The sequence below is a fragment of the Salinispora fenicalii genome, from assembly GCF_000514815.1.
In the GTDB taxonomy this organism is placed as follows: Bacteria; Actinomycetota; Actinomycetes; order Mycobacteriales; family Micromonosporaceae; genus Micromonospora; species Micromonospora fenicalii.
In genome coordinates, this window is sequence record NZ_AZWQ01000031.1 from 43,373 (window position 1) to 67,527 (window position 24,155).

The following is a 24,155-nucleotide window of genomic DNA, read 5'->3' on the forward strand; positions in this document are numbered from 1 at the left end:
CACTGCTGGGCCGTACCGCTCAGCTTGGATGTGGGTTCTGCATCAGCGCGACTACCGCGCCTGCCGGGTCCTTGATCAGCGCGAAGCCGCCCGGACCGGTGCCGTTGGGTTGCCGCAAGACCTCGCCTCTTTTTTCGGTCACCCGCGCCAGGCTTGCGGAAAGGTCATTGACCGTGATGTAGGTAATCCACTGCGGCGGCAGGTCGGCGTTGCCGCTCCTCGCGTGGCAGATACCAGCGGCCGGGCTACCGTCCTGTGCGAGCATCATGTAGTCGTCGTAGTCGCCCATACTGAGCGGCTTCGGCTTCCAGCCGACCACGTCGGCATAGAAGTCGCGGATTCCGTTCGCGTTCGGGACGGTCAGGTCGAAGCCCGCGATCATGCCTGCCTTGTTCTGGCTCATCGTGTGTTCGGTCCTTTCTCTTTACGCCCTTCCGGGGGCTTGATTATCGACATGGTAATGAATGAAGTTGATCTGTGGTGGGACCAAGCGGCTGGCCGGCACGCAGACCGTCGGAGTACGTTTTAGCGGACGCAGCGTCGTTGGGGCGCCTCGGCACCCACGCTCCACAGTCGGTGTTCGCTCTCGATTGTCTGTCCACAGCGCGCTAGGTCCCAATTATAGTTTTGTTTGCGACGATTTGTGGCATTGCGCGGGTTCTTGTCGCCATGCTGATGACATCGGCCATAATGTATAGCTCGGGGCGTCCGGGTGAAAGAAAGTGATGTAGTCTGCTTGGTCATGTCCAATCTCAAGCTCCGCCTGGCGGCGAGCGCGGCTGCTCTTACCGTCGCCGCGTCCGTCGGCGCGCTGATATCCCCTCCCGCCCTGGCTGCGGGACCTGAGCTGCACATCTCCTACAGCACCCTCGGGGAGGTCGATAACAGTGGCGGGCTCGTCGGGGCCTACGCCTACAACTGGGGCGACCAGGCGGCCAGCGACGTGACCATGACGTTCGACGCCAGTGACCTACGTGATGTCGACATCAGGGTGCCTGACTGGATCGACGAATGTGACGCGAACGGTCCGGTTGTGACCTGCAAACTCGCCGGTCTCGCGGCAGAGCACACCGAACTGGTGAGAGTGTTCGAACTGAGCAGCAGAAAGCAGGCCAAAACCGGCCCGGCCGGCACCCTCAAGGGCACGATTCATGCCTTTGGCCCCGACGGCGCCGAGTACACCGGCGGCGGTGACCTCGATGTCGTGATCGTGGAAAGCGGCCCCGACCTGGTCGCGTCGACCGCCGACATCTCCGGTGAGGATGACCCGGTCGGTAGTGGCGACGTCCGTCCGATCACCGCCGGGATCTACAACGACGGCGACACCCCGACCGGCGAGTGGTACGTCCGGATCTCGTTGCCGACCGGCGCCGGCATCGTCGAGCAGTACTCGGACTGTGAGTATGGGGACTCGTGGCCGGGCGAGCACCCGGACGGCTACGTCTACGGACCGAACTCCGTCACCTGCCCGGCACCGCCGGAGCTGGAGCCACTTGGTGCCGGCGAAGGCATCGAGTTCATCGACGCCGAGGGCACCTCTCTCTTCCACGCCGTATTCGGTAAGAACCTACGCGGCCCTGTTGAAAACAGCGGATCCGTTGAGGTCGGGCTCATCGATAACCTGCAAGGCTCGCGGTCACCGAAGTCGTTGACCCGCGATGGGTCGGCGGAGAAAACGTTCGCGGCTGCTCTCGCCGACCTGAAGCCCACCGCGCGGGCCGGCATCTTGGGCGAAGACAACATCGAGAATAACTGGGCCGTCTTCTCGTTCTGGACCAAGCCGAACATGTTCGACTTTACGGTGACCGCGGAGCCGGTGAGCGGCTCCATCGGCGACATCGTCGAGATCCCGTACACGGTGGTCAACAATGGACCGTCGGATGGTGGCGCCGGCTGGACGTTTAAGGCGCCGACCGGCACGGTGCTGGTCGCCGACGAAGATCACAACTCACCGCCGTGGTGCTACTTCTTTGATAAGGACGGAAATCCGGTCGAGGAACTTCCGGAGGTCACCTGCAGCACCGAGTCCGAGTGGCCGGCGGCCGCATCCGGGTACACGGGCGTCAAGGAAACGATGAAGCTCCGGATCGTCTCAACGCCCGGTGATGACGGCACGCTACGGGTCCGGCCGTATCCTGAGTCCGCTGAGTCCAACCCGGCCAATGACGAGGTCAAGCTGGTCGTCACCGTCGGCGGCAGCGGTGACGGCAGCGGTGACGGCGGCGGTGACGGCGGCGGTGACGGCGGCGGTGACGGCGGCGGTGACGGCGGCGGTGGTGGTGGCGGCCTGCCGGTCACCGGAGCCAACACGGCCCTCCTCGGCGGCATCGGTGGTGGCATCGTGGTCATCGGCGCTGCGCTGATCCACTTCGCGCGCCGGCGCCGTATCGTCACTGAGTAGCACCAACGTTTGCGAAAGGGGACACCGCCGGAGCTCCGGCGGTGTCCCCTTTCGCCCCTCATCCTGAATAGCTTCACGGCCGGAGCCAGCAACGACGTCGGGGCGCCGATCTACCGCATGGACGGGGCCGCCGAGCTGATGGGTGGAGCGGGTAGCGGGCGTGGTTCACGCTCATCACCGGCCGGGCACGCACGTGTCGGCGGATCACGTTGGGCCGGCGGCTTCGGCCCCCGGCTAGGCGGGCGGCGTCGGCGCCAGGAACTCCAGCCGGTTGCCCAGCGGGTCGTGGACGTAGAACCGGCGATGCCCGGGGAAGTTGTCGTCCCAGTCGACCTCGATCCCGTGCTCGCCGAGGTGCTTGGCCAAGGTGTCGATGTCGTTCACCAGGATCCCCGGGTGCGCCTTGCGGGCCGGCCGGAAGTCCTGCTCTACGCCCAGGTGGATTTCGAGCCCGTTGGAGCGAAACCAGCAACCACCGCGCGTGGCGAGGACTGGCGGTTTGTCTATCTCGGTCATGCCGAGCACGCCACCGTAGAACGCTCGCACGGCCGGCTCCGACTCCGGCGGGATGGCCAACTGCGTGTGGTGCAGCCCGTTCAACATGTTGCCCTGCTGCCGCTGGTCGCTCACCGATCTACCCCCACTCGTCGTAGCAACGGGTCTAAAATGTATACGCTGGCCGCTGTTCCGTCGGAATTCTGTTCTCCGAGGGTATGGCGAGAACCCGGCGATCCGGCAGAAGGTGAAGTCGCGTCGCTCACGGTCTAGCGGCCGGTCGCCACAGCCACCGCAGAGCGTCCGGGATTAGGGTGCCGCCGTGATTCGGACTGTGGCCCCCATCGCCCAGCACAAGACGGAAGTCATAGCCCGCCTCCGCCAGGGCGGCCGCGACCCGGAGGTTGTTGGCCAGCCAGTTCTGCTCGGGTTCGTCCCAGAACGGTTCCGCCCCGGACTTCCCCCTCCGGGTCCAGATATAGTTTTCCATCCTGAAATACGATCAGGGCTGCTGGTTTTGTGGGATTGTACTGCGCCGGAAGATGAACCCAGAACTTGCGAGATGTCCCGGGGTAGGCAAGGCTTTCGCGCCAGTCGAACTCGATCGTTTCGCCTATGGGTACACCCTGCTGTCTGCCCGAATCCGGGCCATGGGCGTATCGGACATTCGACTGGTTGAGGGGAAGCGGGCGGTACGGGACTTCGATAGTCACGTGGGCAACGTAACGGACAACCGGATGACTGTGGCAAGCGAGATTACGCCGCCTCCAGCGGTACAGCTCTCCCGTGCCCGGCTGCGCCGTTGGGGATTCAGAAACCGCGGATGGCTGCGGAGACAACAGAGAAGAGCGCAGCGGCGAGCAGGATCAGTCCGGTTGGCGCACCGACGACGGCGCTCACCGACAGCTTCCGGGCCCGGGCGACCGGGATCGCGGCGACCGAGACGACCGTGATGAGCGCGGCCGCCATATGGATCATGGGGTAGTCGATCAGCGCGGCGACCGGGAAGAGGTGGACACCGACGACGAAGGCGACCCACATCGAGATCAGGTCCCGTCGGCCGCGGATCGTGAGTAGGACCGACCCGAGGGCGGCCGCCCCGAACTCGATGGCGACCACGACGCCGAACGCGCGGCTGATGGCCTCGTCGAAGGCGGTGTCGTTGTGCCAGAGCCGCCAGGTCAGCAGCCCACCGGCGATTGCGGTGAGTAGGCTGGTCACCGCGCCGGCGGCGAGGAGCCCACGCCATCTGCCAGGAGGCGCCTCTTGCGCCCAGCCGAACCAGCTCGAAGCAAAGAAGCCGAAGATCACGGCAGTTGCTGCCGGGTCACGCACGTGCTCGGCAAACATGGCGCCTCCCTGCCGGATGAGGACAAGCTACGGCAGTTTGGGGGACTCCTCCAGCCTCAGGTGCCGGAGAAGGTGCCAGGTAGTTCCGGCTGTCCGCTGTGGTGCCCGGTGTAGGCCGGCCCGTCGTTCAGCTGTATTTACGCAGCACGGTTTTGGTGTCGCGGATCCAGTCCGGAAGGTCGGAGCCGAAGTGGGCGAGGACGCTGAGCTGTTCGCGGAGGTTGAGTAGGTCCATCCGGTCACGCCAACCGGCTTGGGGGGCGGCGGCTTCCTCGTAGGCGGCGAAGAAGGGTTCCGGCGGGCGGTGAACGCTGTAGATCATGCTGAGGTCGGCTTCGGCCCAGTTCCAGTGCACCGCAGGGTCGATGAGCACGGGGCTGCCCTCGTCGGTGGCGATGAGGTTGTTGCGCCAGAGGTCGCCGTGGGTGAGCACGGCGGGGGCGGATGGCAGCAGTTCGGGTAGCCGTTCGCAGATGCGTTCCAGCCGGGTCAGGTCGGTAGGGTCCAGGACCTGTTGGACCTTCGGCTCGGTCACGTAGCGCAGCAGCCGGTGGGTAGCGAAGAACTCGTGGCCGTTGCTGGTCTGCTTGTTGTGTTGGGGGAGCAGGCCGAGCCAGCCGTCCTCGGGCCAGCCGAAGGTGCTGCCCACAACGGAGTGCAGCCGGGCGATAGCACGGCCGGCCTCTTCCCAGTACTGGTCGGTGTCGGGGCGGGGAGCTAGTGCGGCGAGGACGAGATGGTGTTCGGTCACCTCGTAGACCTCGGGGGTTCGGACGCCACCGAGCTCGCTGAGGGTGCGCAGCCCCGCGGCTTCCAGAGCGAACATGCCGGGCGGGCTTTGCGAGGACGCCGGGGTCCGCTTGACCACGGCCGGCCGGCCATCGGCGAGCCGGACTCGCTGCACGTGGTGGGCGACCCCGCCGGAGAGGGGTTCCCAGTCGGTGGCACCGTCCAGTACCGAAGTGACCGTCCCGGTACGCGTGTCGGCCGCGCTTATCTGACCTGAACCCACGATCAACTCCTCCCGCGGAACTACCTGCAGGATGCACTATCTAACCTGCTGGCTATCGGTCGGTAGCAGGGTTAGCGAACGGAGTCACACCGCGTACGAGTCGCTACGCGCGTAGCGCTCCGGTCTGGACCTGGGCCCGCCTGCTCCGCCGTCACCGGCAGGGCAAAGCTATGTCAATAATTCGCAATGTTGTCCCACTTGGGGTGGAGTTGGAATTCTGCTAGCTCCAATTCACCCTGGTCATTTACTGACATCGCCACTACCTTGTGTTCGGGTTGGAGGGCATCTATGCTCCCGCTACTTCGCGCTATGTCTGCCAGGTAGCCGCGATCTAGGGCTATAGCAGCCGGCCTATGCTGTCAGCCCGTGTAGCGACGAGGGGGACCAGAGGTGACCGAAGCCGAAGCCGTCAACACGGTCACCACATCCGACGGCACCCCGAAGCGGCTACTCAACAAGACGATGTTGGGAATCGTGGCCTCGGAGACCATCTCCGCGTTCGGTACCCAGATGACGTTCCTGGCCGTTCCGTGGTTCGTGCTCTCGACCACCGGGTCGGCGTCGCGGATGGGCCTCGTTTTCGCGGTCGAACTTCTCCCGATCGCCCTGCTGGGCATGCCGTCAGCCCTGGTGGTGCAGCGCATCGGGGTACGCGCCACGATGCTCCTGGCGGACGCCGTACGAGGAACATTGGTCCTGCTCATCCCAATCCTGCACCTGCTTGGGCTCCTGTCGTTTCCGGTGCTGTTGGCGGTCGTCTTCGCGCTCGGCTCCTGCACCGCGCCGTACCTTTCGGCGCAGCGTCTGATCCTGCCCGAGACCTTCGGCGACGACCAAGCCCTGATGACCAAGGGCAACGCGTTGATCGAGGGTGGTACCCGAACGGCACAGCTTCTGGGCCCCGCCATCGCCGGTCTGCTGATCACTCAGATCGGCGAGATCAACGTTCTCTGGTTTGACGCGGCGACCTACGCACTGTCGATCGCCATCCTGATGCTCGCCCTTCCCCGATCCAGGAGACCACTCGCTGCTACCGCAGCAGCGCCACAAGGCGGCGTTTTCGAAGGCGCCCGGTTCGTGCTCGCTCACCCGCTGCTACGACGGGTTGCGGCGGCTGCTCTCGCGTTCGGCACCTTCTTCCCGATCCTGATCGCGACCCTGCCGGTCCTGACCGTGGAACGCTTTCAGGCCAACTCGGCCGTGGCTGGCGCGTTGATCGGGGGCTGGGGTGCCGGCGCCCTGATCGGCGTCTTCGTAGTCATGCGGCTAGCGTCACGCATTCCGCCACTAAAGCTGGGTGCACTGGCGGCCGTGGCCGTAGCCGCGCCGCTGTGGCTGCTGCCCTTGCCTCTTACGGCGTGGCAGAGCGTCCTCATTCTGGCTGTGGCCGGCGTCTCTACCCCCATGCTCAATGCCCCGGTGATCACGATCATCCTCACGCGTTCCCCGGACCGCATCCGGGCCAAAGTGATCGCCTTCGTGATGACCGCGAACCTACTCGCCGGCCCGGCGGGGTACGCAGTTGGCGGTGCGCTGCTGGAGCGTTGGGGAGTAACCATCCCGCTGATCCTCGCCGCGGCCGGTACCAGCCTCGCCGCGCTGCTGTTGACCACGATGCTCCGTGTCCCCGACGAAGCACCACCTCCCCAAAACTAGGGGGCGCCTACAGCGGCAGCCTCCTGACGGTCCTCGCCACCACTGCGGAAGGTGTTCACGAGTACACCCTATGAAGCACCCCGTCGGTACTCGAGCGTCAGGTGACACCTCTTCACGGGGCTCGCGCTCGATCTGTCGTACCCGCAGTCCATGATCCCTGCCGTGACATGCTGCGGCGCCGGCTGACTCTGGCGTCGGCATGGCCATGGGAATGTTCGGTGGGCGGGGAGGTCGAAGGGTGGCGGATGTGGACGATGCTGGTTGGGCGGGGCGAAGTATGGCGAGGGTGGTAGCCCCTGCCCGGCCCCGCAAGCTGGCCAAGGTGCCGTTCGTGGAGCTGGCCGAGGGGCGGCTGCAGGGCGTGGTGTCCAGCGGGTCGGATGTCGGGAGGGTGTACGTTTCGTCGATCACGGCCAACACCCACGCCTACCACTGCAGCACCAACAACAACCGGCCGTGCGGTGGCCTCGGCGGCGCTCCGTGCAAGCATCTGCAGACTCTGGCCAATGAGGCGGTGCTGCAGTACGGGCTCGAGCGGGTGGCCCGCTACCTGCGAGTCGAACCCGACGCTTCGACGAACACGGGCGCCGAGCTGCTGCACGGCCTGAACGCCCGGCACGAGCCGAGCTCGGCAGCGGTGGTATTCAGTCGGTTTCTGCGTTACCTGTCCTACCTGGAGGTGCCGGGCAGCACCACGCCCCTGCCTGAGCTGCACTGGTTCCCGTCAACCAGGGTGGCTAGCTGATGCGCGGAACGCAGATCGCCGCCCTCACCGCTGGCCATCCGGCCGGGCTAACCGACGCCCTCAACCTGGTGGAAGGCCTTGATGCCGCCCTGACCCGAGGCCTGGCCCGGGTCGGCGACGAGGACGCTGCGGCGCTGGCCGGCCTGGCCGGGGCGCTGGCGACCACCCCGTTGGCGAACCTGGTCGCCGAGGCGGTCGACAAGATCATTGCTGGTTCGGGAGCCCACGAGTATGTCGCTGCGCTCGCTGGAGCACGGTCGGCGGTGTTCGGAGCGGTGCACGATGCCCTGCTCGGGCAGGTCGACGTCGCCTTCGAGCGCAGCCGTGCGCCGTGGGCGCCGGTCCCGCCCGCCGCACCTGACGAGGTGTCACCCGCCGCACCTGGCGAGATGTCGCCGGCCCTGGCCGGGGCGCGCGCTTGGTTGTCCGAGGTGGCGGTGACCGGGTGGCGTGGCGTCAACCACGAGTTGGTGGCCGGGGCCGGGTCGGCGGTTGAGGCGGCGCTGGCCGTACCTGAACTGCGGCGGCTCGCGGTGCTGCTCGACGGTCTCGCCGCTGAGCTGCGTGCCTGCGTGCCGGTTGCCAGGATGCCGCAGCTGCCGCAGCGCCGCTGGGCCGACCTGTGGTCCCGTGGTGTGCTGCTCGCCCAGGAGACCGCCGCTGGGGATACGGCCCTCAGCGTCGCCGAACGGGTGTCGGGGCGGCTGCTGCCGCTGGCGGTGGACGTGCACGAACACGACACCGCAGTGCAGTTCCAGGTGCATGCGCTTCTCGAGCCGGCCGGTGGCGGGCCGCCCCGGCTCGTCCGTACGGCGGTGGGCGCGGCGAAGGTGGACAGCATCGTTGGTCCGGCGCTGTGGCGGCTGCTGCCGGCGCAGTCCGTCCTGCTGGCGGCGCTGGCGCAGCGGCGCGGTGTGCTGGTGTCTGACGTGCCGATCCGAGGTGCGGATGTGTATTGGCAGGACGACCGGGCGCGGCTCGATGAGCCGGTCGATCCGTTCGCCGCGGCACGGGTCCTGCTGCCGGGGGCCTTGGCGGCAGCACCGCATCCGGTGGACCGGCACCCGGCCGGGATCGCCGAGCCTGTCCTGATCGAGGGGTACGCCGTCAGTGCCCAGGAGGGTGGGCTCACGGTGGAGCTGGACGGCCACCGGCTCGCTGTGGCGGTAGACCGATTGCCCTCCTGCGGTCCGCTCACCCCGGAGTTGGTCGCCGCGTCGACGGCATGTCTCGGGCTGCTGCGCTGGGATGCCGGCCAGTGGCTGCTGCAGCCGGTGGCGGTGCAGGCCACCGTCAAGCGCAAGATCGTCGCCGTGCACACCGGCGACTGGGCGTGCGGGGTCACCGACGCGAAGGCCGCGAAGGCCGATGCGAAGGCGGGCGACGCCGTGCTGGTGTTGCGGGAACGGGCGGGACGGTTGCTGCGCCGATGACCCTTCCCCATCACGATCGCGCCGACAAAAATCGGCGGCAGGTGCTCTACTGGCGGCTACTGGCCAGGCTTTTCGACCCGAACGAGCAGCCCACGCTGGAAACGGCGAGCCTGGCCGTGGTCGAGGACCTGGGGCTACCCGCCGCGCTGCTGGACCCGGCCGTCTCGGTGGACTCTGTGGTCCAGCGTTACCCATCGCTCGCCGCGGAGCTGCGCGGCCTGCTCACCGCTGCCGAGCAGGCACCAGCGGCCGACGACGCCGCCACACCGGAACCCGGTCCAGCCGAAGTGCGGCGGGCCGCGCTGGTGTCGAAGGTGCTGCTCAACGTGTTCGCCGCCGGTACCGGGCCGGTCAACGCCAGCGAGCTGGCCCGGTGGCAGTCCGACGCCGGTTGGTTCGAGCAGGCGCTCGGCGCCGAGCCGGGCGAGCTACGCCGGGAGGGCGGGACGGGGCTGGGTGGCACTCTCGCCGGGCTGGAAGCCGACTTGGTACGCCGAATGCACCTGCGCGAGGTGCTCGCCGATCCGGTGCTGGCCAGCCGGCTCACGCCGAGCATGTCGCTGATCGAGCAGCTGTTGCGGGACAAGGCGAACCTGTCCGGGGTAGCTCTGGCCAATGCCAAGGCACTGATCCGCCGGTTCGTCGACGAGGTCGCCGAGGTGCTGCGCACGCAGGTGGAGCAGACCAGCGTGGGAACCATCGACCGGTCGGTGCCGCCGAAGCGGGTGTTCCGTAACCTCGATCTGGACCGCACCATCTGGCAGAACCTGACCAACTGGAGCCCCGAGGATCAGCGGCTCTACGTCGATCGCCTCTACTACCGGCACACCGCCCGCCGTACGACGCCGGCTCGGCTGATCGTGGTGGTGGACCAGTCCGGCTCGATGGTCGACTCGATGGTCAACTGCACGATCCTGGCGTCTATCTTCGCTGGGCTACCCAAGGTGGACGTGCATCTGATCGCGTACGACACGCAGGCGCTGGACCTGACCCCGTGGGTGCACGATCCGTTCGAGGTGCTGCTGCGCACCAAGCTGGGCGGCGGCAACGACGGTCCGGTCGCCATGGCGATGGCCCGTCCCAAGATCGCCGAACCGCGGAACACCGTCCTGGTGTGGATTTCAGATTTCTACGAGTTCGACCGGTCGCAGCCCCTGTTCGACGGCATCGAGGCCGTACACCGCTCCGGCGTGCGATTCATCCCCGTCGGCTCAGTCAACAGCTCCGGCCAGCAGAGCGTCAATCCCTGGTTTCGGCAGCGCTTCAAGGACCTGGGCACTCCGGTGATCTCGGGTCACCTCCGCAAACTCGTCTTCGAGCTCAAGAGCTTTCTCACCTAGGAGTCCAACCCCCTCATGTCTGAGATGTTGCGTGCCCCCGTTGAGGTCAAGTACGCCGACGAACTCGACTACCTGGCGTCGGTCGACACCGACCCGAAGCCGTTTTCCTGGCGGCTCAGCCCCCGCATGGTCCGGCTGTTCGTCCTCGGCTCCGAACGCGCCGACGGCCTGGACCGGGTGATCCCGCAGAAGTGGTTCGGCGACCGCAGCTTCGTCGAACGCAGCATCGTCACCCTGGCCTCCGACCGGGGTCTGCTGCTCATCGGTGACCCCGGCACCGGCAAGAGCTGGCTGGCCGAGCTGTTGGCCGCCGCGATCTGCCGCAACTCCACGCTGGTGGTGCAGGGCACCGCCGGCACCACCGAGGACCACATCAAGTACTCGTGGAATGTGTCCATGGTCATCGGCCGGGGGCAGTCCCGGGAGTCGATGATCCCGTCACCGATCATGACCGCGATGGAGCAGGGTGTCATCGGCCGTTTCGAGGAGCTGACCCGCTCCACCAGCGACGTACAGGACGCGCTCATCTCCATCCTGTCGGAGAAGTATGTATCGATTCCGGAGCTGGACAACGACAACATCGTCTTTGCCAAGCCCGGCTTCTCCATCATCGCGACCGCGAACAGTCGCGACCGCGGGGTCAACGATCTGTCCTCCGCGCTGAAGCGACGGTTCAATTTCGTCCGGATCCCGGTGGTGACCAACAAACGCAGCGAGGCAGAGATCGTCCGGTTCCGCACCGAGGAACTGCTGCGCCGACACCGCATTGAGGTCGAGGTTCCGCCCACCCTGCTGGACATCCTGCTGCAGAGCTTCGCCGACCTGCGTACGGCTGCTGCGGGGGCGACCAGTGACGACGAGAAGCTCGAGTCGGCGCTGTCCACGGCAGAGCAGATCGGTGTGTTGGAGGATGCCATCCTGCACAGCCAGTTCTTCGGCGACCGGGCGCTGCATGCCGAAACCCTGGCCAGGTCGCTGATGGGGTCGTTGGCCCGGCGAAGCCCGGAGGACCTGGCGATTCTGAACAAGTACCTGCACGGGGTAGTGGAGCCTCGGGCCAAGCAGGACGGCGGCGGGTGGGAGGGCTTCCTCGACGGCGGCCGTCAAGCGATCGCTGCTCTGTCGTGACCGCGCCCACTACCGGTGGCCCGTTTACTGGTCTTCGCGAACAGCTCACCGCCGCCGCCGCTGCCTTCGCCGACTCTCCGGACGCACTCGCCGACATGCTCAAGGGCATGGTTGACGATGTCGACCGGGCCCTCGCCGTGCCGCTGGAGATCTTCCCGGTGTGCCACCACTCGCCGGCCTCCGCGCTGGCCGTGGTACGCCGGCTGCGCGAAAAGCAGCCCCGGGTGATCTATCTGGAACTCTGCGAGGATCTGCAACCGCTGCTGGCCGAACTGGGCAACTGCCGGCTCCCGGTGGCGGTGCAGGCGTTCGCCTCTGAGCTGGACGGCCATCCGAACGAGTGGGGTCCGCTCAGCGTCGTCGCACCGATCACTGAGGCCTCTGCTGAATACCAGGCCATCTGCTATGCCCTCGAAACCCCCGGGGTCGAACTGGTGCTGGTGGACCGCTCCACTGACCATGTTTTTCAGTGGTTGCCCCGCACCCCGCAGGTCCAGTCGGAGGGTGCCTTCCAGGTGGGCGAGGGGGGTGGCGGGCCCGGTGACGACGCTGCCCTGCACGGCGACGCGGTGGGGGTGGAGATCGGTGACCTGCGCCCCGGCTTCGCTGAGCTGGAGGCGTACCTGCTGCACCACGGCAAGGTGCGGCACTGGTCGGAGTGGTGGGACCAGTACGTCGAACAGCCCCTCGCCGACGCCGACCACGAAACCTACCAGCAGGTGATGCTCCTCATCGGCAGCCTGTTCCGCCGGCTACGCCCGGATCGCTCCGAGCGGCTGGACCGCGACGAAGACCGTGAGCGGTACATGTGGACGCGGATGCGGGAACACATCGCCGCCTCCGGTGTTGATCCCGACCACTGCCTCTACATTTGCGGTGCCTTCCACGCCGTAAGTCAGGTCGAGCAGTTCGGCCTCACCCCCGATGCCCCCGGCTACGAAATCAGCCCCCGCACCGACACCCGCTGGCGGTACGGGCTGATCCCATCCAGCCATTCCGCCATTGAGGCGCAGTTCGGCCTGGCCCCCGGCTCGGTCTCCATCGCCGCGGCAACCTGGACGAAGGCGTTGAAACACTCGGGTCTCACCCCATACCGGCTGAACGGGCAGCGCGGTTCCCGTACTCGCGGCCGGCGCGGGCGAAGCGCCGCCGGAGCCGCCACCGGTCCCACCGACCGGCTCTCCGGATTTCTCGCCGCAGCACCCGAGTTCAACGGCCTCGACGAGGCTGAGCTCCGCGGCTGGTGCGTTGAGATCGTCCGGCTCGCCCGACGCAACGGCTACCTTGCCAGCACCGCCGACGCGATCGCCGTCTACGAGACTTCCATTCTCCTCGCCGGTCTACGCAACCGGACCCGCCCCACCCCGTACGACTTTGCCGACGCCGCGGTCACCTGCATTGAGAAGGACGCCGTCCCCGGCCGGCGGGACGTGCGACGACTCTGCGAGATCCTGCTCGGCGGTGACCGAGTTGGCCGGGTCGGCTACGAGGCCCTTCCGCCGCTGGCCCGCGATGTCCTCGAACGTCTCCGCCCACTCGGCCTGGACTTGGAGAAGCGGACTGTCCAGCGGGCCTTGCTCGACCTGCGCGCCGACTCCCGGCTGGCACCCTGCTCCGATCTACTCTGGATGCTGCGGTACCTGCTCCCGCACGATGCGGCGCGTCCGATCATGGGGGAGCGGCGGCTGGGTCACCGCTCCATCCAGGAGAGTTGGGACATCGGTCTCGGTCGCAACCAACGGGCCCTGATCGAGCTGGGCTACGAGGGTGTCACCGTGGAGCAGGTGCTGGAGCAGCGACTGCGTCGCGCGGTAGGCGGACCGCAGGCGACTGCCGCCGAAGCTCTGGCGGCGATCGAGGATGCCATCCGGTTACTCGACAGCCCCCGTCTGGTCGACGAACTCGGCGGTCGGGCCGTGGAGCTGCTCGCTGCCGAACGCACTGTCGACGACGCCCCACATGTACTGCACCGCATCCGCCGGCTCCTGGTCCACTACCGCGCCACTGCGACGGCTCTGCCGTCCTGGTGCGAGGCGTTCGTGGTCGCCGGCTACACGCACTACTGCACTCTGCTGCCGAGCGCGTTCGCCGACGAGCAGGCGGGGGTCCGGCAGGTCGGTGCCATGCTCGGTTTTCTGTTCAGCATGGAGAACCTGGCGTTGACCCTCGGCTGTGAGCGTACGCAGCTCGAACTAGCCGTCGCGCAGGCGCACCCGGAGGAGCCCGCCAAGCTGGCCCTGCACTGGGCGGCCCGACACCAGCTGGGCCTGCTGCCCCTCGTTGAGTTGCGCGCCCGCTGCGCCGAGCTGCTGGCCAACCCGCTGGTGGTGCCGATCTTCCCGCAGTACCTCTCCGGCTTCGTCCAGGCCCTCGACCCGGTACCTGGGCTGGCGTCGTTCGTGGTCGAGCTGATGTCGAGCACGTTCGCTCAGCTGCCCGACTCGATCCTGCTGCCCTGGCTGCCCACTCTCATCACCACACTGCGCGAGCACGGTCCGGAGCTGGTGCCGCTGCTGATCCGAGAGGCCGCAAGCACCTTTCCCGGCGACCTGGCCGCGCTAGACACCTGGGTGCCACCCTGGGTTTCAACCACCCCGGCGCCGGTGGTCGTGCCGGCGGGGCCAGTTGTCGGGCTGTTGACCGACTATCCCGATTCCATTGACGCGATCGCCGCACTGCTCGGCTGCTCCAATCCGTGGCGACGGCACGACCAACCCGCTCGTACCGAGGTAGCGGCGCTGCTCACCCAGCACCCCGACACCGCAGCAGCCGTGGTTGACCTCCTGTCGGCAAGGTCGCGAACCGCGACGTCGATGCCGAGCTAGCCGCCGCGGATCGCACCATCCGGAGCTGAGCGGCGGCGATGCCAGCTGTCCCGGTCGGCAGTCTGTGTTCCGCAGTCCCTACGAACCAGGGCCAGGCAAGTGTCAAGGTGCGTCCATGGCATTTCGGCAGGTGCAACCTCCGCCGTGGCCTCGGACGGATCGATTCTTCCACTATGCGTCTATTAGACGGACATTCACCGTACGCGTTCTCCGGCCCGGAAGACCGCGCGAGCCTGGACCATTGCATTGATGTCAGTTACGGGGTTCCCCGCCACGGCCAGCAGATCGGCGTCGTAGCCGACCGCCACCCGCCCCTTGCGGTGGCCGAGGCGGCACGCCTGCGCGGCCAACGACGTCACCGATGCCAACGCCTCGGCGTTGGTGCCGACCTGGCCGGCGAAGTATCCGACGTCGCTCGGAAGGATGTCGTGGGGCTTGTGCTGGTTGATTCCCGCATCGGTGCAGCAGACGACGCGAACGCCACGGCGACGCAGGTACGCCTGATTCTCCCAGTAGGGCGCGATGGTCTGGAGCACCTCCTCGGGCATCCCGTCTCTGGGCCGCACGACCGTGCATCCGACGAAGATCCCGGCCGCGGCGATCGCGTCGACCGTCGCCGGATCCAGCTTCAGCCCGTCGGCGGTCATGAACGTGCAGTGCTCGATGCTGTCGACCCCGACTGCGACGGCGTCGGCGATCCCTCTGGTCGCGTGGGCATGGGCGATGACCGGCAGGCCCCGGTCGTGGGCGGTCCGAGTGACTGCGCGTAGTTCATCGAGGGTGTACTGCGCCGCTGCGGCGTTTGAGCCGCGGGTAGTCATCCCACCCGTCGCCATGATCTTCAGGAGATCGGTACCGTGGTCGGCTCGGGCGTTAACCGCTGCGACCAGTTGGTCCGTGTTATCCGCCTCGCCCCCGAGATACCAGCAATGCCCGCTGCTGCGCGTGATCGGAGGCCCGGCAGCGAGCACCTGCGGACCACTGGTGTCCTCGGCATACTCCTCCCGCAACCGCAGGCCGAGGTAACCCCTGTCGCCCAGATCCCGGACCGTGGTGATGCCGGCGCGCAGCGCGCGGGCCGCATGTTCGCGCATCCGGCCCAGGATCGTGGTGTCGTCGTCGTGAATCATCTGGTGCTCGGTGCGCCCCTGCGGGTCGAACGCCAGATGTGTGTGCGCGTCCACCAGACCGGGCAGGAGCGTGACATCTCCGAGATCGGTCATCGGCACCCCGTCCGGGGGAGAGGCGCCGGTAACGTCCACATCGGTAATCTGCCCGCCTGTTACCAAAACCAGCACCGGGCCGTCGTGCAGCAGGTGACCGTCGAACAGACGTGTCGCACGGATCGCCAGCCGTGGGTCACAAACGGTCTTTGCCTGAGTCGTAGCCAAGCCCACCGCTCAGCTCCGATCGGCTCGGATGCCGGCGATCAAGTCCCGTTTACGGACCGGTGCCGCCCACCGGTCGGGGGCGTGGATACGGGGCTTGCGGCCGAGCTCCGCCGAGAGGCTGCCGCAGAGCAGCCGTTCAATCCAGGTGCCGGCGTTTGTGGGATCTCCGCAAGGACGGGCATGCACAGCCATCAGGAAGCACTCCTGAGCAATGGTCACTGGGTGAGCCCCTTCCGCGGAAACGCGTCACTGGCGACCGAGAGTTTATGATCAATACGGGTTGCGGTCCAGCGAGGCTGATTGAACCGCACCAGAAGAAGATCAAAGCCAGCGCCCGCACGACCCCCCGACTACAGACGCGCCATGAGCGCCTTGCCCCGGCGAGACCGAGAACGGGTGAGGTGAGTCCGCCGAGGTCGGGGCCGAATCTGATGGCGGCGGTCGCAGCGGCATGTCATCCTGCAGGCGGCTCACCACCGCACGGTGGGGGCGTCGGGTGCAGGGCCTACCACGAGGAGTGACGATGCGAGCACATTCCACGCTCCGGACTTCTGACCGTCCTACCGTGGAGTTTTGCCTTGGCGTTGTTGAACCTCGGAATCGTCGCCCATGTTGACGCCGGAAAGACCAGCCTGACCGAACGCCTGCTCTACGAGGCGGGCGCCGTCTCGCATTTGGGCAGTGTCGACGCCGGCACGACGCGGACCGACTCCATGGAGTTGGAGCGCCGGCGCGGCATCACCATCCGGGCGGCTGTCACGTCGATCGCGTTCGGCGACCTGAGCATCAACGTGCTGGACACCCCCGGACACCCCGACTTCATCGCAGAGTGACGTTCCTGGGCGGTGCGGTGCACGTGCGGCCTATCGGCTGCCTCAGGCCGATTTCTCGCCGGCCCGTCACCGTCGCTTACTAAAAACGTCACGCCATATCAACCGGCTAACTGCCGTAGCTCGCTCCGCGCTATTTAACCCGTATTTCGCAAGCACTCGACGCTGATGCTTCATGAACGGCAGAATTGCGCTCCACACTAGAAGAACACCCAATACTACGGAGGCGAATGCAACACCGGCGCCAACCATGCCCGCAGGCGCCGGTATACCTACGGCCAACAGGGCGATAGAGATGCCAATCATTGAAAATCCGGCCAGCGTCGCTCGATAACCCCATACAGCTCGACGGTAGGAGCCCGCAGCTCTCAGATCTCGTCGATCATCCGTTGATATCGTTCTTACCAACGTACCCAGTCCTATCTGTCGACCCAGTTAATAGCTATACCGTCTGCCCACGACGCCGGGCCAATGTTGGAAACATAGCGCTTACTTACCCTTCTCCGACTCTAGGCAACCCCCAGCCATAGCGTTTCAATACGAAGCCGAAAGACGGAACAACGCCGGGGCGCTGGGTCCTCGCCTGCCCTGTCTAATGCCTCGTCATGCAGCCTTGAAGGGTAATCCAGGTGATGGATCTTGGAGCCGATAGCGAATGAGAATTTCCGGCTTCGCGCGTCGTGCCACGATTGAGACGAAATTCCCGGCCGTCGCCTAACACCTCGACCACATCCCATGACGACCCTTTAGCCTCACCAGCCTCCCCCCCCGTGAGATCTGGCGCCCGATCTGGTCGAATGACCCAATCATACCGGGTAGTCTGCAGCGCAGCCGGAATCATCGCGAATCTCCCTGGGATCACGCGTATCCTCTCCATCGCGCTCGGGGCGGTACGCGTAGCGGACGCTACCGGGGTCCGCGCCGGCAGGATATCTTGGCGCCTCCGAAACCGATACTACGTCCTCCACAACATGTTGACTCCCGACGTCAAGCTGCAGGCTAATTCCTATGAACTTCGGAAGCTCGATATTCGAGCCCGCCACCACAGTAGTCGTCCGGAATCTACTACTGTCTCCAAGCGCAATCCAACCATTCGCCACCGACTCGTGAGTCGGATCCTGCGCCTTCCAGTAGGTGAACTGCATCGAAGCAGAGTCATAGTTGGGCTCCTGCCCGGCCAATAGATTATCGTACGCCTCAACCCCCACCACTCGTTCGCCGTCACATAACGGCGCATAGACGTAGATTTGGTCACCGATCTGCGCAACCCCGACGGCATAATAGTCATGACTGGACAAGAACACACCACAACCGTAGATCAGCAACAGACCCATGAGGCAAGCAGCGATTCGTATCCTCAACAGGTGTATCCCCTTCCTCCGTTGCTGGCAGCATCGGCCGCTTCCTCATATCTGTTGCAGCCTCCGCCGATCCAGGCGTCGATTACCTCGGCGCGATAGTATAGCATCGGGAATAGCAGATCATGCTGATTCCATTGCTGGTCGCGGTGACACTTCTCGTGAGCCGCGAGCTCCGCATCAACCTTCCAGGGGCTTCTGTCGGTTACGAATGTCGTGCTGTACATGGTGCCACCCCTGGCTTCAGCGGTAACCGCCCCTGCTCGCACACCCATAGTTCGTGCCTATAGACACAGCTTTCGCCCGTATTCGTCACCAGTCATTGCATGGCCGATGCTGTCTGAGTGTATCGTTGCCACGAACTACTTCCCCACCTAGAAAGCCGCTTTAAGCGAATTCACCTTCTCTTTTTGTCGGGGGTAGAGCCTTTCGAATCGGACGGGTGCGACTGATCACGCAGCATGGCACCAGCGCCCGCCGGCTGCTCGACGCCCGGGTGCACACCGAGAACCCCATCACCCCGGGCACCTGGGACGACAAGTTCAGCACCCAGTACGCCTACCGGGACAACGGCCTGATCACCGTCATCGCCGGCAAGACCGACGGACAACGAGACCAGGTCGAGTGCTTCACCTACGACCACCAACAACGCCTCACCGAAGCATGGACCGAAGCGACCTGGAACTGTGCCACCGCGCAACGCGCCGGAGCCGACCCGTACTGGCGGCAATGGACCTTCGACACCATCGGGAACCGACTCACCCAGGTCGACAAGAACCCCGCCGTCGGGGACACGACCTGGACCTACACCAGCCCCAACCCCGGTCAGGCCCGCCCCCACACGGTCACCGACGTCACCGCGACCGGTCCCCAAGCCGGCACCCCCACCCGAGCGTTCACCTACGACAACGCCGGCAACACCCTCACCCGCACCACAACCAGCGGCGACACCCAAACCCTGACCTGGACCCCCGAAGGCCGCCTCGACACCCTCACCGACAACGGCGACACCACCAGCTACCTCTACGACGCCGACGGCAACAGGCTCCTCAGCCACGCACCCGACAACACCACCCTCTACCTCAGCCACACCCAACTCGAACTCACCACCGGCAGCACCCAATGAACGCCGCCATCACGCTCCCCTACAGCAACGACCCCACCGAAGGCGTCAACACCAAAACCAAACGAATCGCCCGCCAAATGCACGGACGAGCAGGCTTCACCCTGCTCCGCCACCGCATCCTCCTCGGATAGCAACACCCTCCGTCACCACCGTAAGTGAGACAGGGCCGTTATTTACAGTCCCGGATGTCGCGGACGGCAGGAAATGTGCTGCGTCCGGCCGAGACCAAGGCGATTAACGCGGCGCTGCTGCTGGCAGCATGCTGGCCCCCAAATCGATGCGGCCAGGCTGGGCCGATGCGCTACGCATGCCGTACTATTCGTTAGATGACAGCTGGAACTGAGCGGCATGGCCGGAGGTTCGGTTGGGTGACACCAGCCAAAGTAGCCTGGCTGGGAATCGCTTTGGTAGCACTTATATTGATCTGGCCAATTAACATTCCCGCGCCGGGTGACCATGAGAAGATAAGTTGCGGAAACGCATTGGAAACCGATCTATTTTCCTGGCGAGGGCCCGAATCAAACACCTACTATTGGGAAACGGCGTTTCGGACCTGCAACTCGACACGCATTGACCGGATAGGTCGATCCGTCGGGGTCATCTCGTTGACGGTCCTGGCCGTCACACTGATGGCCGCGCGCACCCGTCGTCGAAATGATGGCAGCTATTGAGCCACTCCACGCGTTTAGGCCAGTACAGCAGGTGACGGTCCGGCTTGTCCGGATCGGGCCGGACGCGCCGATCCACCGACGAAGAATCACTCGCCTCGCTGATTCGCGCCTGGCGCCGGCAACGTCAGCCCGGTAGCCCTAAACACTGTTGAGCGATATAGGTGAGCTCTGGATTTGGTGGTAGGCCGTCTGCCGCGGCAGCGGGCGTGGTCTCCTGGGTCCTCCGGTCGTTGGGGTGGATGCTGTGCTTGTCAGTCGGATGCGGGTTCCGGCGGAGGACGACCCGCATCCCGGCCGGCCGGCCACGTTGGGTAGGCCGGTCAGTGCGGTGCCGTCGCGGAAAAGCCATCAGCGTCGATCACTAGTGACCATGCCCGGGCGGGCAGGGCAATGACGGCGGCGCGTTCGGCCTCACTGATCGACCGACCGAGGGAGTACTCAAACCGCCGGCCGCGCTTGCCGTCCTGCCCGTGGAGCCAGGGCCCCGGCAAAGATGCTCCTATAGATGTCAAGCCGAGAGTTGAGATCGTTTGCTGTGATGAGTTGGTAGAGCTCGCGGGCGACGTAGCGCTTGAGACAGCGGATGGTCTCCTTCTCGGACATGCCTTCCTTGGTGCGTCGCTGCATGTAGTCACGGGCGTGTGGGTCCCATCGCAGCCGGACGAGTACGACGCGGTAGAGCGCGGCGTTGGCCTGCCTGTCGCCACTGCGGTTGAGCCGGTGCCGGGTGGTCTTGCCGGAACTGGCCGGAATCGGAGCGGCTCCGCAGAGCATGGCGAACGCGGCTTCGGAAGTGAGCCGGTCGTGCTTCTCGCCGGAGCTGACCAACAGCTGCCCGGCGACGTCGGGTCCGACGCCGTTCGCGGCCAGTAGGGCCGGGTTGATGCCGGCGACCAGTGGTTCGAGTAGTTCGTCGAGGTTGGCGATTTCGGTGGATAGGTGCTGGTGGCGACGGGCCAGTGAGCAAAGCGCGACGGCGACGGCGACGGCTGGGATGGCCGCGTCGGCTCGGCCGGCTTGCAGATTCGCGCAGGTGGCGATCAGTTTCGCGATGTTCAGGCCGCGCAACTGGCCGCGTAGTTCGTCGGGGGCGGTGACGATTCGGGCCTTCATCTGCCGTTGAGTCTCGCCGCGCTGGTTGACAGCGCTGCGTCGGGCCACCCGCAGATTGCGTAGTGCCTCGACCTGGCCGTTGCGCTGCTTGGGGGTACCGGTGCGTTCGCCTGCCAGCGCGGCCCGGGCCGCCTGGACCGCATCGATTGGATCGGACTTGTCCTGGAACCGGCGGGTCTTGTGGTTCGGCGGATCGACCTCTATCACCTGCACCTGCTCGTCACGCAGTAGGCGGACCAGTCCCGCGCCGTAGGCGCCGGTGCCCTCGATTCCGACCCGGCTCAGCCGGCCGTGGCCGTGTATCTAAGCCAGCAGGGCGGCGTAGCCGGACGCCGTCGCGCGGCACTGCTCGGTGCCCAGCACCCGCCCGACCAGGTCGATCACCGCAGCGGTGCGGGTGCCCTTGTGAGTGTCGACCGCACCGACGACCTCGATCTCGGCTTGAACAGGTTGTAATGGAAGACATCGTCGTCCTGTCGCTCGTCGCAGTGGGCAGGGCGTGCACGCACTAGCCGGGCAACGCGGACAAGACAGAGATGGGGCCTCTGGCCAGGCTCCTATTAAGTCACAACGCCACGTCCGGTGCGTGCACGAGCGCCTCCGGGCCCGGGCCGACAAATCTTTGAAGGACTTAAAGTCAGTCGTCAGGTGGGTCAGACCCCGCCGGGACGCGCTCACGAACATCATCTCTGTCGTCAGATGCCGAGTAGCGCCAGCGGGTGAGTGCTGTCGCGGGCGTGATGCCGGTTTGCGGCAGCGATGTTGGTGATGCCGGCGGTACGGAGTGCGCCGATGGCGGCGTTGCGGAGGGCGGGCATGACTTGTGGTCCGGTGCCGGTTGGGATCGGTCTTCGTCGTAGGTGACGTCGCGTACCCAGTGGATCTTGTTCTCGATCGACCAGTGGCCGCGGATTCAGCCGGCGAGTTGTGCCGGTTTGGCCTGGTGTACTTGCAGGTCGGTGATGGCGTAGATGGTCTCGGTGGTGGTGAAGCGTTTCGGTTGGTCGAGGCGGTGTCTTCGGCGGTGATCACGGTGTCGTGGAGGTCGCTGATTTGGTCGAGTAGCGGTGCGAACTGGGTGATCTCGTTGGTCTTTGCCGTTCACGTCGGTGCTGGTCAGGACCACGCCGGTGGCGTGGTCGCAGGCGGTGAGGACATGCTGGGCGGCGGTGTCGGTGCTGCGGGAGCCGCGCAATGTCTTTTCCGTCCACGGCGATCGCCCGCCTGTCCCCTGCGGGTGTGCCGGCCACCACGGCACATACCGCCGCGGGTCACCACCACGGTCAACCGGTGCCGGACCCCACGGCAGGCGCGAGAATCCGGCAACTCCGCCAGCGCCGCGGGCAGCCCAGCCCGACGTAGCCCAGATGCTCGGCCCGCAGCCCTCGCCCCAACACGGTCTTTACCAACTCCGACAGGAATCCACCCGGCCCGGTCGCCGCAGCCCGTCGCCCTTGAACTATGCCAACACGGTTCTGCTCAACGATCTGTCTCGCTGCACCCCGCTCCGTTTTGGGTCCCAGCGCGTCAAACCCCCACTCGTTGAACGCGTGGATCACATTGCGTACGTAGTCCTCGCTGGCCTTGAGTAGGTAGGCGATGTCTGGAGCCGGCTGGCCCTGAGCCGACATCAGCACCACGATCGCCCGCCGCAGCTTCACCGGATCCTTCGCCGTCCGAGTGATCCGCGGCAACCGCTGGCCCTCGGTGCTCTCCGCCGATAGTGGTGCGTTCTGGGTTCACTCAGGCAATCTGCGGCGGTGGTCGTCGTCCTGCTCGCCGCCGGAGCTGCCGGGACCCTCCGGCCCGCCGAACCGGACTGCGCACCGAGGCAGCGCTGATCACTGTCCGGTCCGGGCCGAGCGGCGACGAGCCGGTCGAGCTGGACACCACGCTGTATCTGCCCCCAAGTTTGGTCACTCCGCTAGTGGGACTGCGTAGATTTCCGTGTTTGGCCTGGGTGTGGTCCGTTGGAACGCGACGTGCTGGGCATGTGGGCCGGCACCGGCGGCGAGGGCGCCAAGACTGTGGGCGGCTACCTCACCGAACTGCGCAACCGGGGCGTCGAGGACGTGTTCATGGTCTGCTCCGACGGGCTCAAGGCCGTGACCGACGCGATCGAACAGGTGTGGCCCCTCGCGGTGCACCAGTAGTGCATCGTGCACCTCGTACGGGCGAGCCTGCGATACACGAATCGTAAAGCCTGGCAGAAGATCACCCCCGCGTTGCGGGAGATCTACACCGCCCCGACCGTCGCGGCTGCCAAGGCCCGCTTCGAGGCGTTCGCCGCCGAGTTCGGCGACCGCTACCCGGCCGTGATCCGGCTGTGGCGCACCTGTTGGGCCGCAGTTCGTGCCGTTGCTGGACTGCGACCGCGAGGTCCTCTACACCACCACCATCAGCGAGTCGCTGAACGCCCGGTTCCGGCAGGCCGTCCGCCGGCGCAGGCATCTCCCAACGGAACAGGCCGCGATGAAGGTTCTGCACCTCGTCGTCGGGCAGAGACGCAAGAGTGGGAGCATCACCGGCCGGGTCTACGGTTGAGGCAAGGCCCTCAACGCCCTGACCCTCGCCTACAGCGACCGGATCACCATCCAACAACCCCGACCACACCCAACGGCGAAACACGGAAAACGCCACACTCCCGTGCGTGGGGAGGACTGTGTCCCAGCGGGCGTGGCGTGCCGCGTCGGCCTTTTCTCCCGATGCCTGATCTCGAACGACCGGTACTCGTCGTAGCCGGCGATCAGCTCGCCGCCGGACAGCCCGCAACACCGCTTCGTGCCCGATCCGTGCCCGATGCAGCGGTCAACACAGGTCGACGGTGGCACTCAACGGCCTCAGTCTGAATGCTCCGTGCTCCTCTGTCGGCCGGAATGGCTACTCAGAATATGAACCAACGTGATTCCCAAACTGACCGTGCGAGAATGGGCGACTATGAGTCCCGACGCCTGGAGCTTGCTGGACGGCAGAGCTGAGCGAGCAAGGCGCTCGTGGACAGAGACCAAATCGGCGCTGCCTGTGGGTGAACGAGTCCGGGCGAGGGTCCTCGCGACGATGCGGTTCGGTGTCTTCGTCGAGATCGACGGCCAGCCGGATGCGCTTGGCCTGGTGGAGATAACCACGCTTCCGCGCGGCGGCGAGCTTCCAGCCATCGGCGTCTACCTCGACCTGGTCGTGGTCAACCACGCCGATCACAACCGGCAGGTGCGGTTGCGGCCAGCGACCGAAGCGGTTGAGTGACTAACCGGGTGACGATCTGGGTGCACGGGGCTGGACGT

General features: G+C 66.0%; 18 protein-coding genes and 6 pseudogenes. 13 read left to right on the forward strand and 11 right to left on the reverse strand.

Annotated features, from left to right (window positions below):
* Positions 1-19: 19 nt before the first annotated feature.
* Positions 20-403 carry a VOC family protein gene (locus tag B116_RS0115995; RefSeq protein ID WP_027660656.1) on the reverse strand — a complete coding sequence of 128 codons (384 nt, stop codon included), beginning with the start codon at positions 401-403 and terminating at the stop codon, positions 20-22.
* 339 nt (positions 404-742) lie between these two features.
* Here B116_RS0115995 and B116_RS0116000 point away from each other — a divergent pair, with 339 nt between their 5' ends.
* On the forward strand, positions 743-2,401 hold the full coding sequence (locus tag B116_RS0116000) for a hypothetical protein (RefSeq protein WP_027660657.1): 1,659 nt from the start codon (positions 743-745) through the stop codon (positions 2,399-2,401).
* Between the two features lie 234 nt (positions 2,402-2,635).
* On the opposite strand, the gene B116_RS0116005 is transcribed toward B116_RS0116000, so the two are convergent.
* The 4 genes and pseudogenes from B116_RS0116005 to B116_RS0116020 all read right to left on the reverse strand — a co-directional run bounded on the left by B116_RS0116005 (position 2,636) and on the right by B116_RS0116020 (position 5,261).
* Positions 2,636-3,004 carry a VOC family protein gene (locus B116_RS0116005; RefSeq protein WP_033667662.1) on the reverse strand — a complete coding sequence of 123 codons (369 nt, stop codon included), beginning with the start codon at positions 3,002-3,004 and terminating at the stop codon, positions 2,636-2,638.
* Positions 3,005-3,158: 154 nt separating this feature from the next.
* Positions 3,159-3,609: pseudogene (locus tag B116_RS28790) on the reverse strand (hypothetical protein).
* 97 nt (positions 3,610-3,706) lie between these two features.
* Positions 3,707-4,246 (reverse strand): hypothetical protein, encoded by a 540-nt coding sequence (locus B116_RS0116015; RefSeq protein ID WP_027660659.1) that lies wholly within the window; start codon positions 4,244-4,246, stop codon positions 3,707-3,709.
* A gap of 127 nt (positions 4,247-4,373) precedes the next feature.
* Positions 4,374-5,261, reverse strand: coding sequence for a fructosamine kinase family protein (locus B116_RS0116020; protein WP_033667663.1), 888 nt, complete (start codon positions 5,259-5,261; stop codon positions 4,374-4,376).
* A gap of 387 nt (positions 5,262-5,648) precedes the next feature.
* On the opposite strand from B116_RS0116020, the gene B116_RS25185 reads away from it, so the two are divergent.
* From B116_RS25185 to B116_RS0116050, 6 genes are all read left to right on the forward strand, one after another.
* A complete protein-coding gene (locus B116_RS25185; protein ID WP_050591876.1) occupies positions 5,649-6,914 on the forward strand; it encodes an MFS transporter in 1,266 nt (421 codons plus the stop codon).
* Positions 6,915-7,191: 277 nt separating this feature from the next.
* Positions 7,192-7,659 carry a hypothetical protein gene (locus tag B116_RS0116030; protein ID WP_027660661.1) on the forward strand — a complete coding sequence of 156 codons (468 nt, stop codon included), beginning with the start codon at positions 7,192-7,194 and terminating at the stop codon, positions 7,657-7,659.
* Complete coding sequence (locus B116_RS0116035) at positions 7,659-9,092, forward strand: hypothetical protein (protein WP_027660662.1); 1,434 nt, start codon at positions 7,659-7,661, stop codon at positions 9,090-9,092. Before B116_RS0116030 ends, B116_RS0116035 begins: the two co-directional genes overlap by 1 nt.
* On the forward strand, positions 9,089-10,432 hold the full coding sequence (locus B116_RS0116040) for a VWA domain-containing protein (protein WP_027660663.1): 1,344 nt from the start codon (positions 9,089-9,091) through the stop codon (positions 10,430-10,432). Before B116_RS0116035 ends, B116_RS0116040 begins: the two co-directional genes overlap by 4 nt.
* A gap of 15 nt (positions 10,433-10,447) precedes the next feature.
* The gene (locus tag B116_RS0116045; RefSeq protein WP_018720857.1) at positions 10,448-11,560 is read left to right on the forward strand and encodes an ATP-binding protein; all 1,113 of its coding nucleotides are present in this window, start codon (positions 10,448-10,450) and stop codon (positions 11,558-11,560) included.
* A complete protein-coding gene (locus B116_RS0116050) occupies positions 11,557-14,385 on the forward strand; it encodes a DUF5682 family protein (RefSeq protein WP_027660664.1) in 2,829 nt (942 codons plus the stop codon). Before B116_RS0116045 ends, B116_RS0116050 begins: the two co-directional genes overlap by 4 nt.
* A 194-nt stretch (positions 14,386-14,579) precedes the next feature.
* On the opposite strand, the gene B116_RS0116055 is transcribed toward B116_RS0116050, so the two are convergent.
* Positions 14,580-15,782 (reverse strand): amidohydrolase family protein, encoded by a 1,203-nt coding sequence (locus tag B116_RS0116055; RefSeq protein WP_027660665.1) that lies wholly within the window; start codon positions 15,780-15,782, stop codon positions 14,580-14,582.
* 572 nt (positions 15,783-16,354) lie between these two features.
* Here B116_RS0116055 and B116_RS0116065 point away from each other — a divergent pair.
* Positions 16,355-16,606, forward strand: a pseudogene (locus tag B116_RS0116065) (GTP-binding protein); the annotation flags it as partial.
* Positions 16,607-17,412: 806 nt separating this feature from the next.
* On the opposite strand, the gene B116_RS0116070 reads toward B116_RS0116065, so the two are convergent.
* A complete protein-coding gene (locus B116_RS0116070) occupies positions 17,413-17,910 on the reverse strand; it encodes a hypothetical protein (protein WP_033665213.1) in 498 nt (165 codons plus the stop codon).
* A 493-nt stretch (positions 17,911-18,403) separates the two neighbouring features.
* On the opposite strand from B116_RS0116070, the pseudogene B116_RS0116075 reads away from it, so the two are divergent.
* Positions 18,404-19,087 (forward strand): annotated as a pseudogene (locus B116_RS0116075) (RHS repeat-associated core domain-containing protein); the annotation flags it as partial.
* A pseudogene (locus B116_RS29110) lies at positions 19,087-19,221 on the forward strand (ISL3 family transposase); the annotation flags it as partial. The pseudogenes B116_RS0116075 and B116_RS29110, both read left to right, overlap by 1 nt.
* Before the next feature lie 978 nt (positions 19,222-20,199).
* Here the strand turns inward: B116_RS29110 and B116_RS25950 are convergent.
* The 4 genes and pseudogenes from B116_RS25950 to B116_RS29115 form a co-directional block, all read right to left on the reverse strand.
* The gene (locus tag B116_RS25950; protein ID WP_449619014.1) at positions 20,200-21,177 is read right to left on the reverse strand and encodes a transposase; all 978 of its coding nucleotides are present in this window, start codon (positions 21,175-21,177) and stop codon (positions 20,200-20,202) included.
* 392 nt (positions 21,178-21,569) lie between these two features.
* Entirely contained in the window at positions 21,570-21,692 is a 123-nt protein-coding gene (locus B116_RS28650; RefSeq protein ID WP_018720848.1) for a hypothetical protein, read from the reverse strand.
* A 95-nt stretch (positions 21,693-21,787) separates the two neighbouring features.
* A complete protein-coding gene (locus B116_RS28320) occupies positions 21,788-22,069 on the reverse strand; it encodes a hypothetical protein (protein WP_018720847.1) in 282 nt (93 codons plus the stop codon).
* A 307-nt stretch (positions 22,070-22,376) separates the two neighbouring features.
* Positions 22,377-22,535, reverse strand: a pseudogene (locus tag B116_RS29115) (helix-turn-helix domain-containing protein); the annotation flags it as partial.
* A 330-nt stretch (positions 22,536-22,865) separates the two neighbouring features.
* Here B116_RS29115 and B116_RS28655 point away from each other — a divergent pair.
* The 3 genes and pseudogenes from B116_RS28655 to B116_RS28335 form a co-directional block, all read left to right on the forward strand.
* Positions 22,866-23,165 (forward strand): annotated as a pseudogene (locus B116_RS28655) (transposase); the annotation flags it as partial.
* Between the two features lie 61 nt (positions 23,166-23,226).
* The gene (locus B116_RS28660) at positions 23,227-23,418 is read left to right on the forward strand and encodes a transposase (protein WP_027660670.1); all 192 of its coding nucleotides are present in this window, start codon (positions 23,227-23,229) and stop codon (positions 23,416-23,418) included.
* Between the two features lie 477 nt (positions 23,419-23,895).
* Positions 23,896-24,117 carry a hypothetical protein gene (locus tag B116_RS28335; RefSeq protein ID WP_223874592.1) on the forward strand — a complete coding sequence of 74 codons (222 nt, stop codon included), beginning with the start codon at positions 23,896-23,898 and terminating at the stop codon, positions 24,115-24,117.
* The last annotated feature ends 38 nt before the right edge of the window (positions 24,118-24,155 follow it).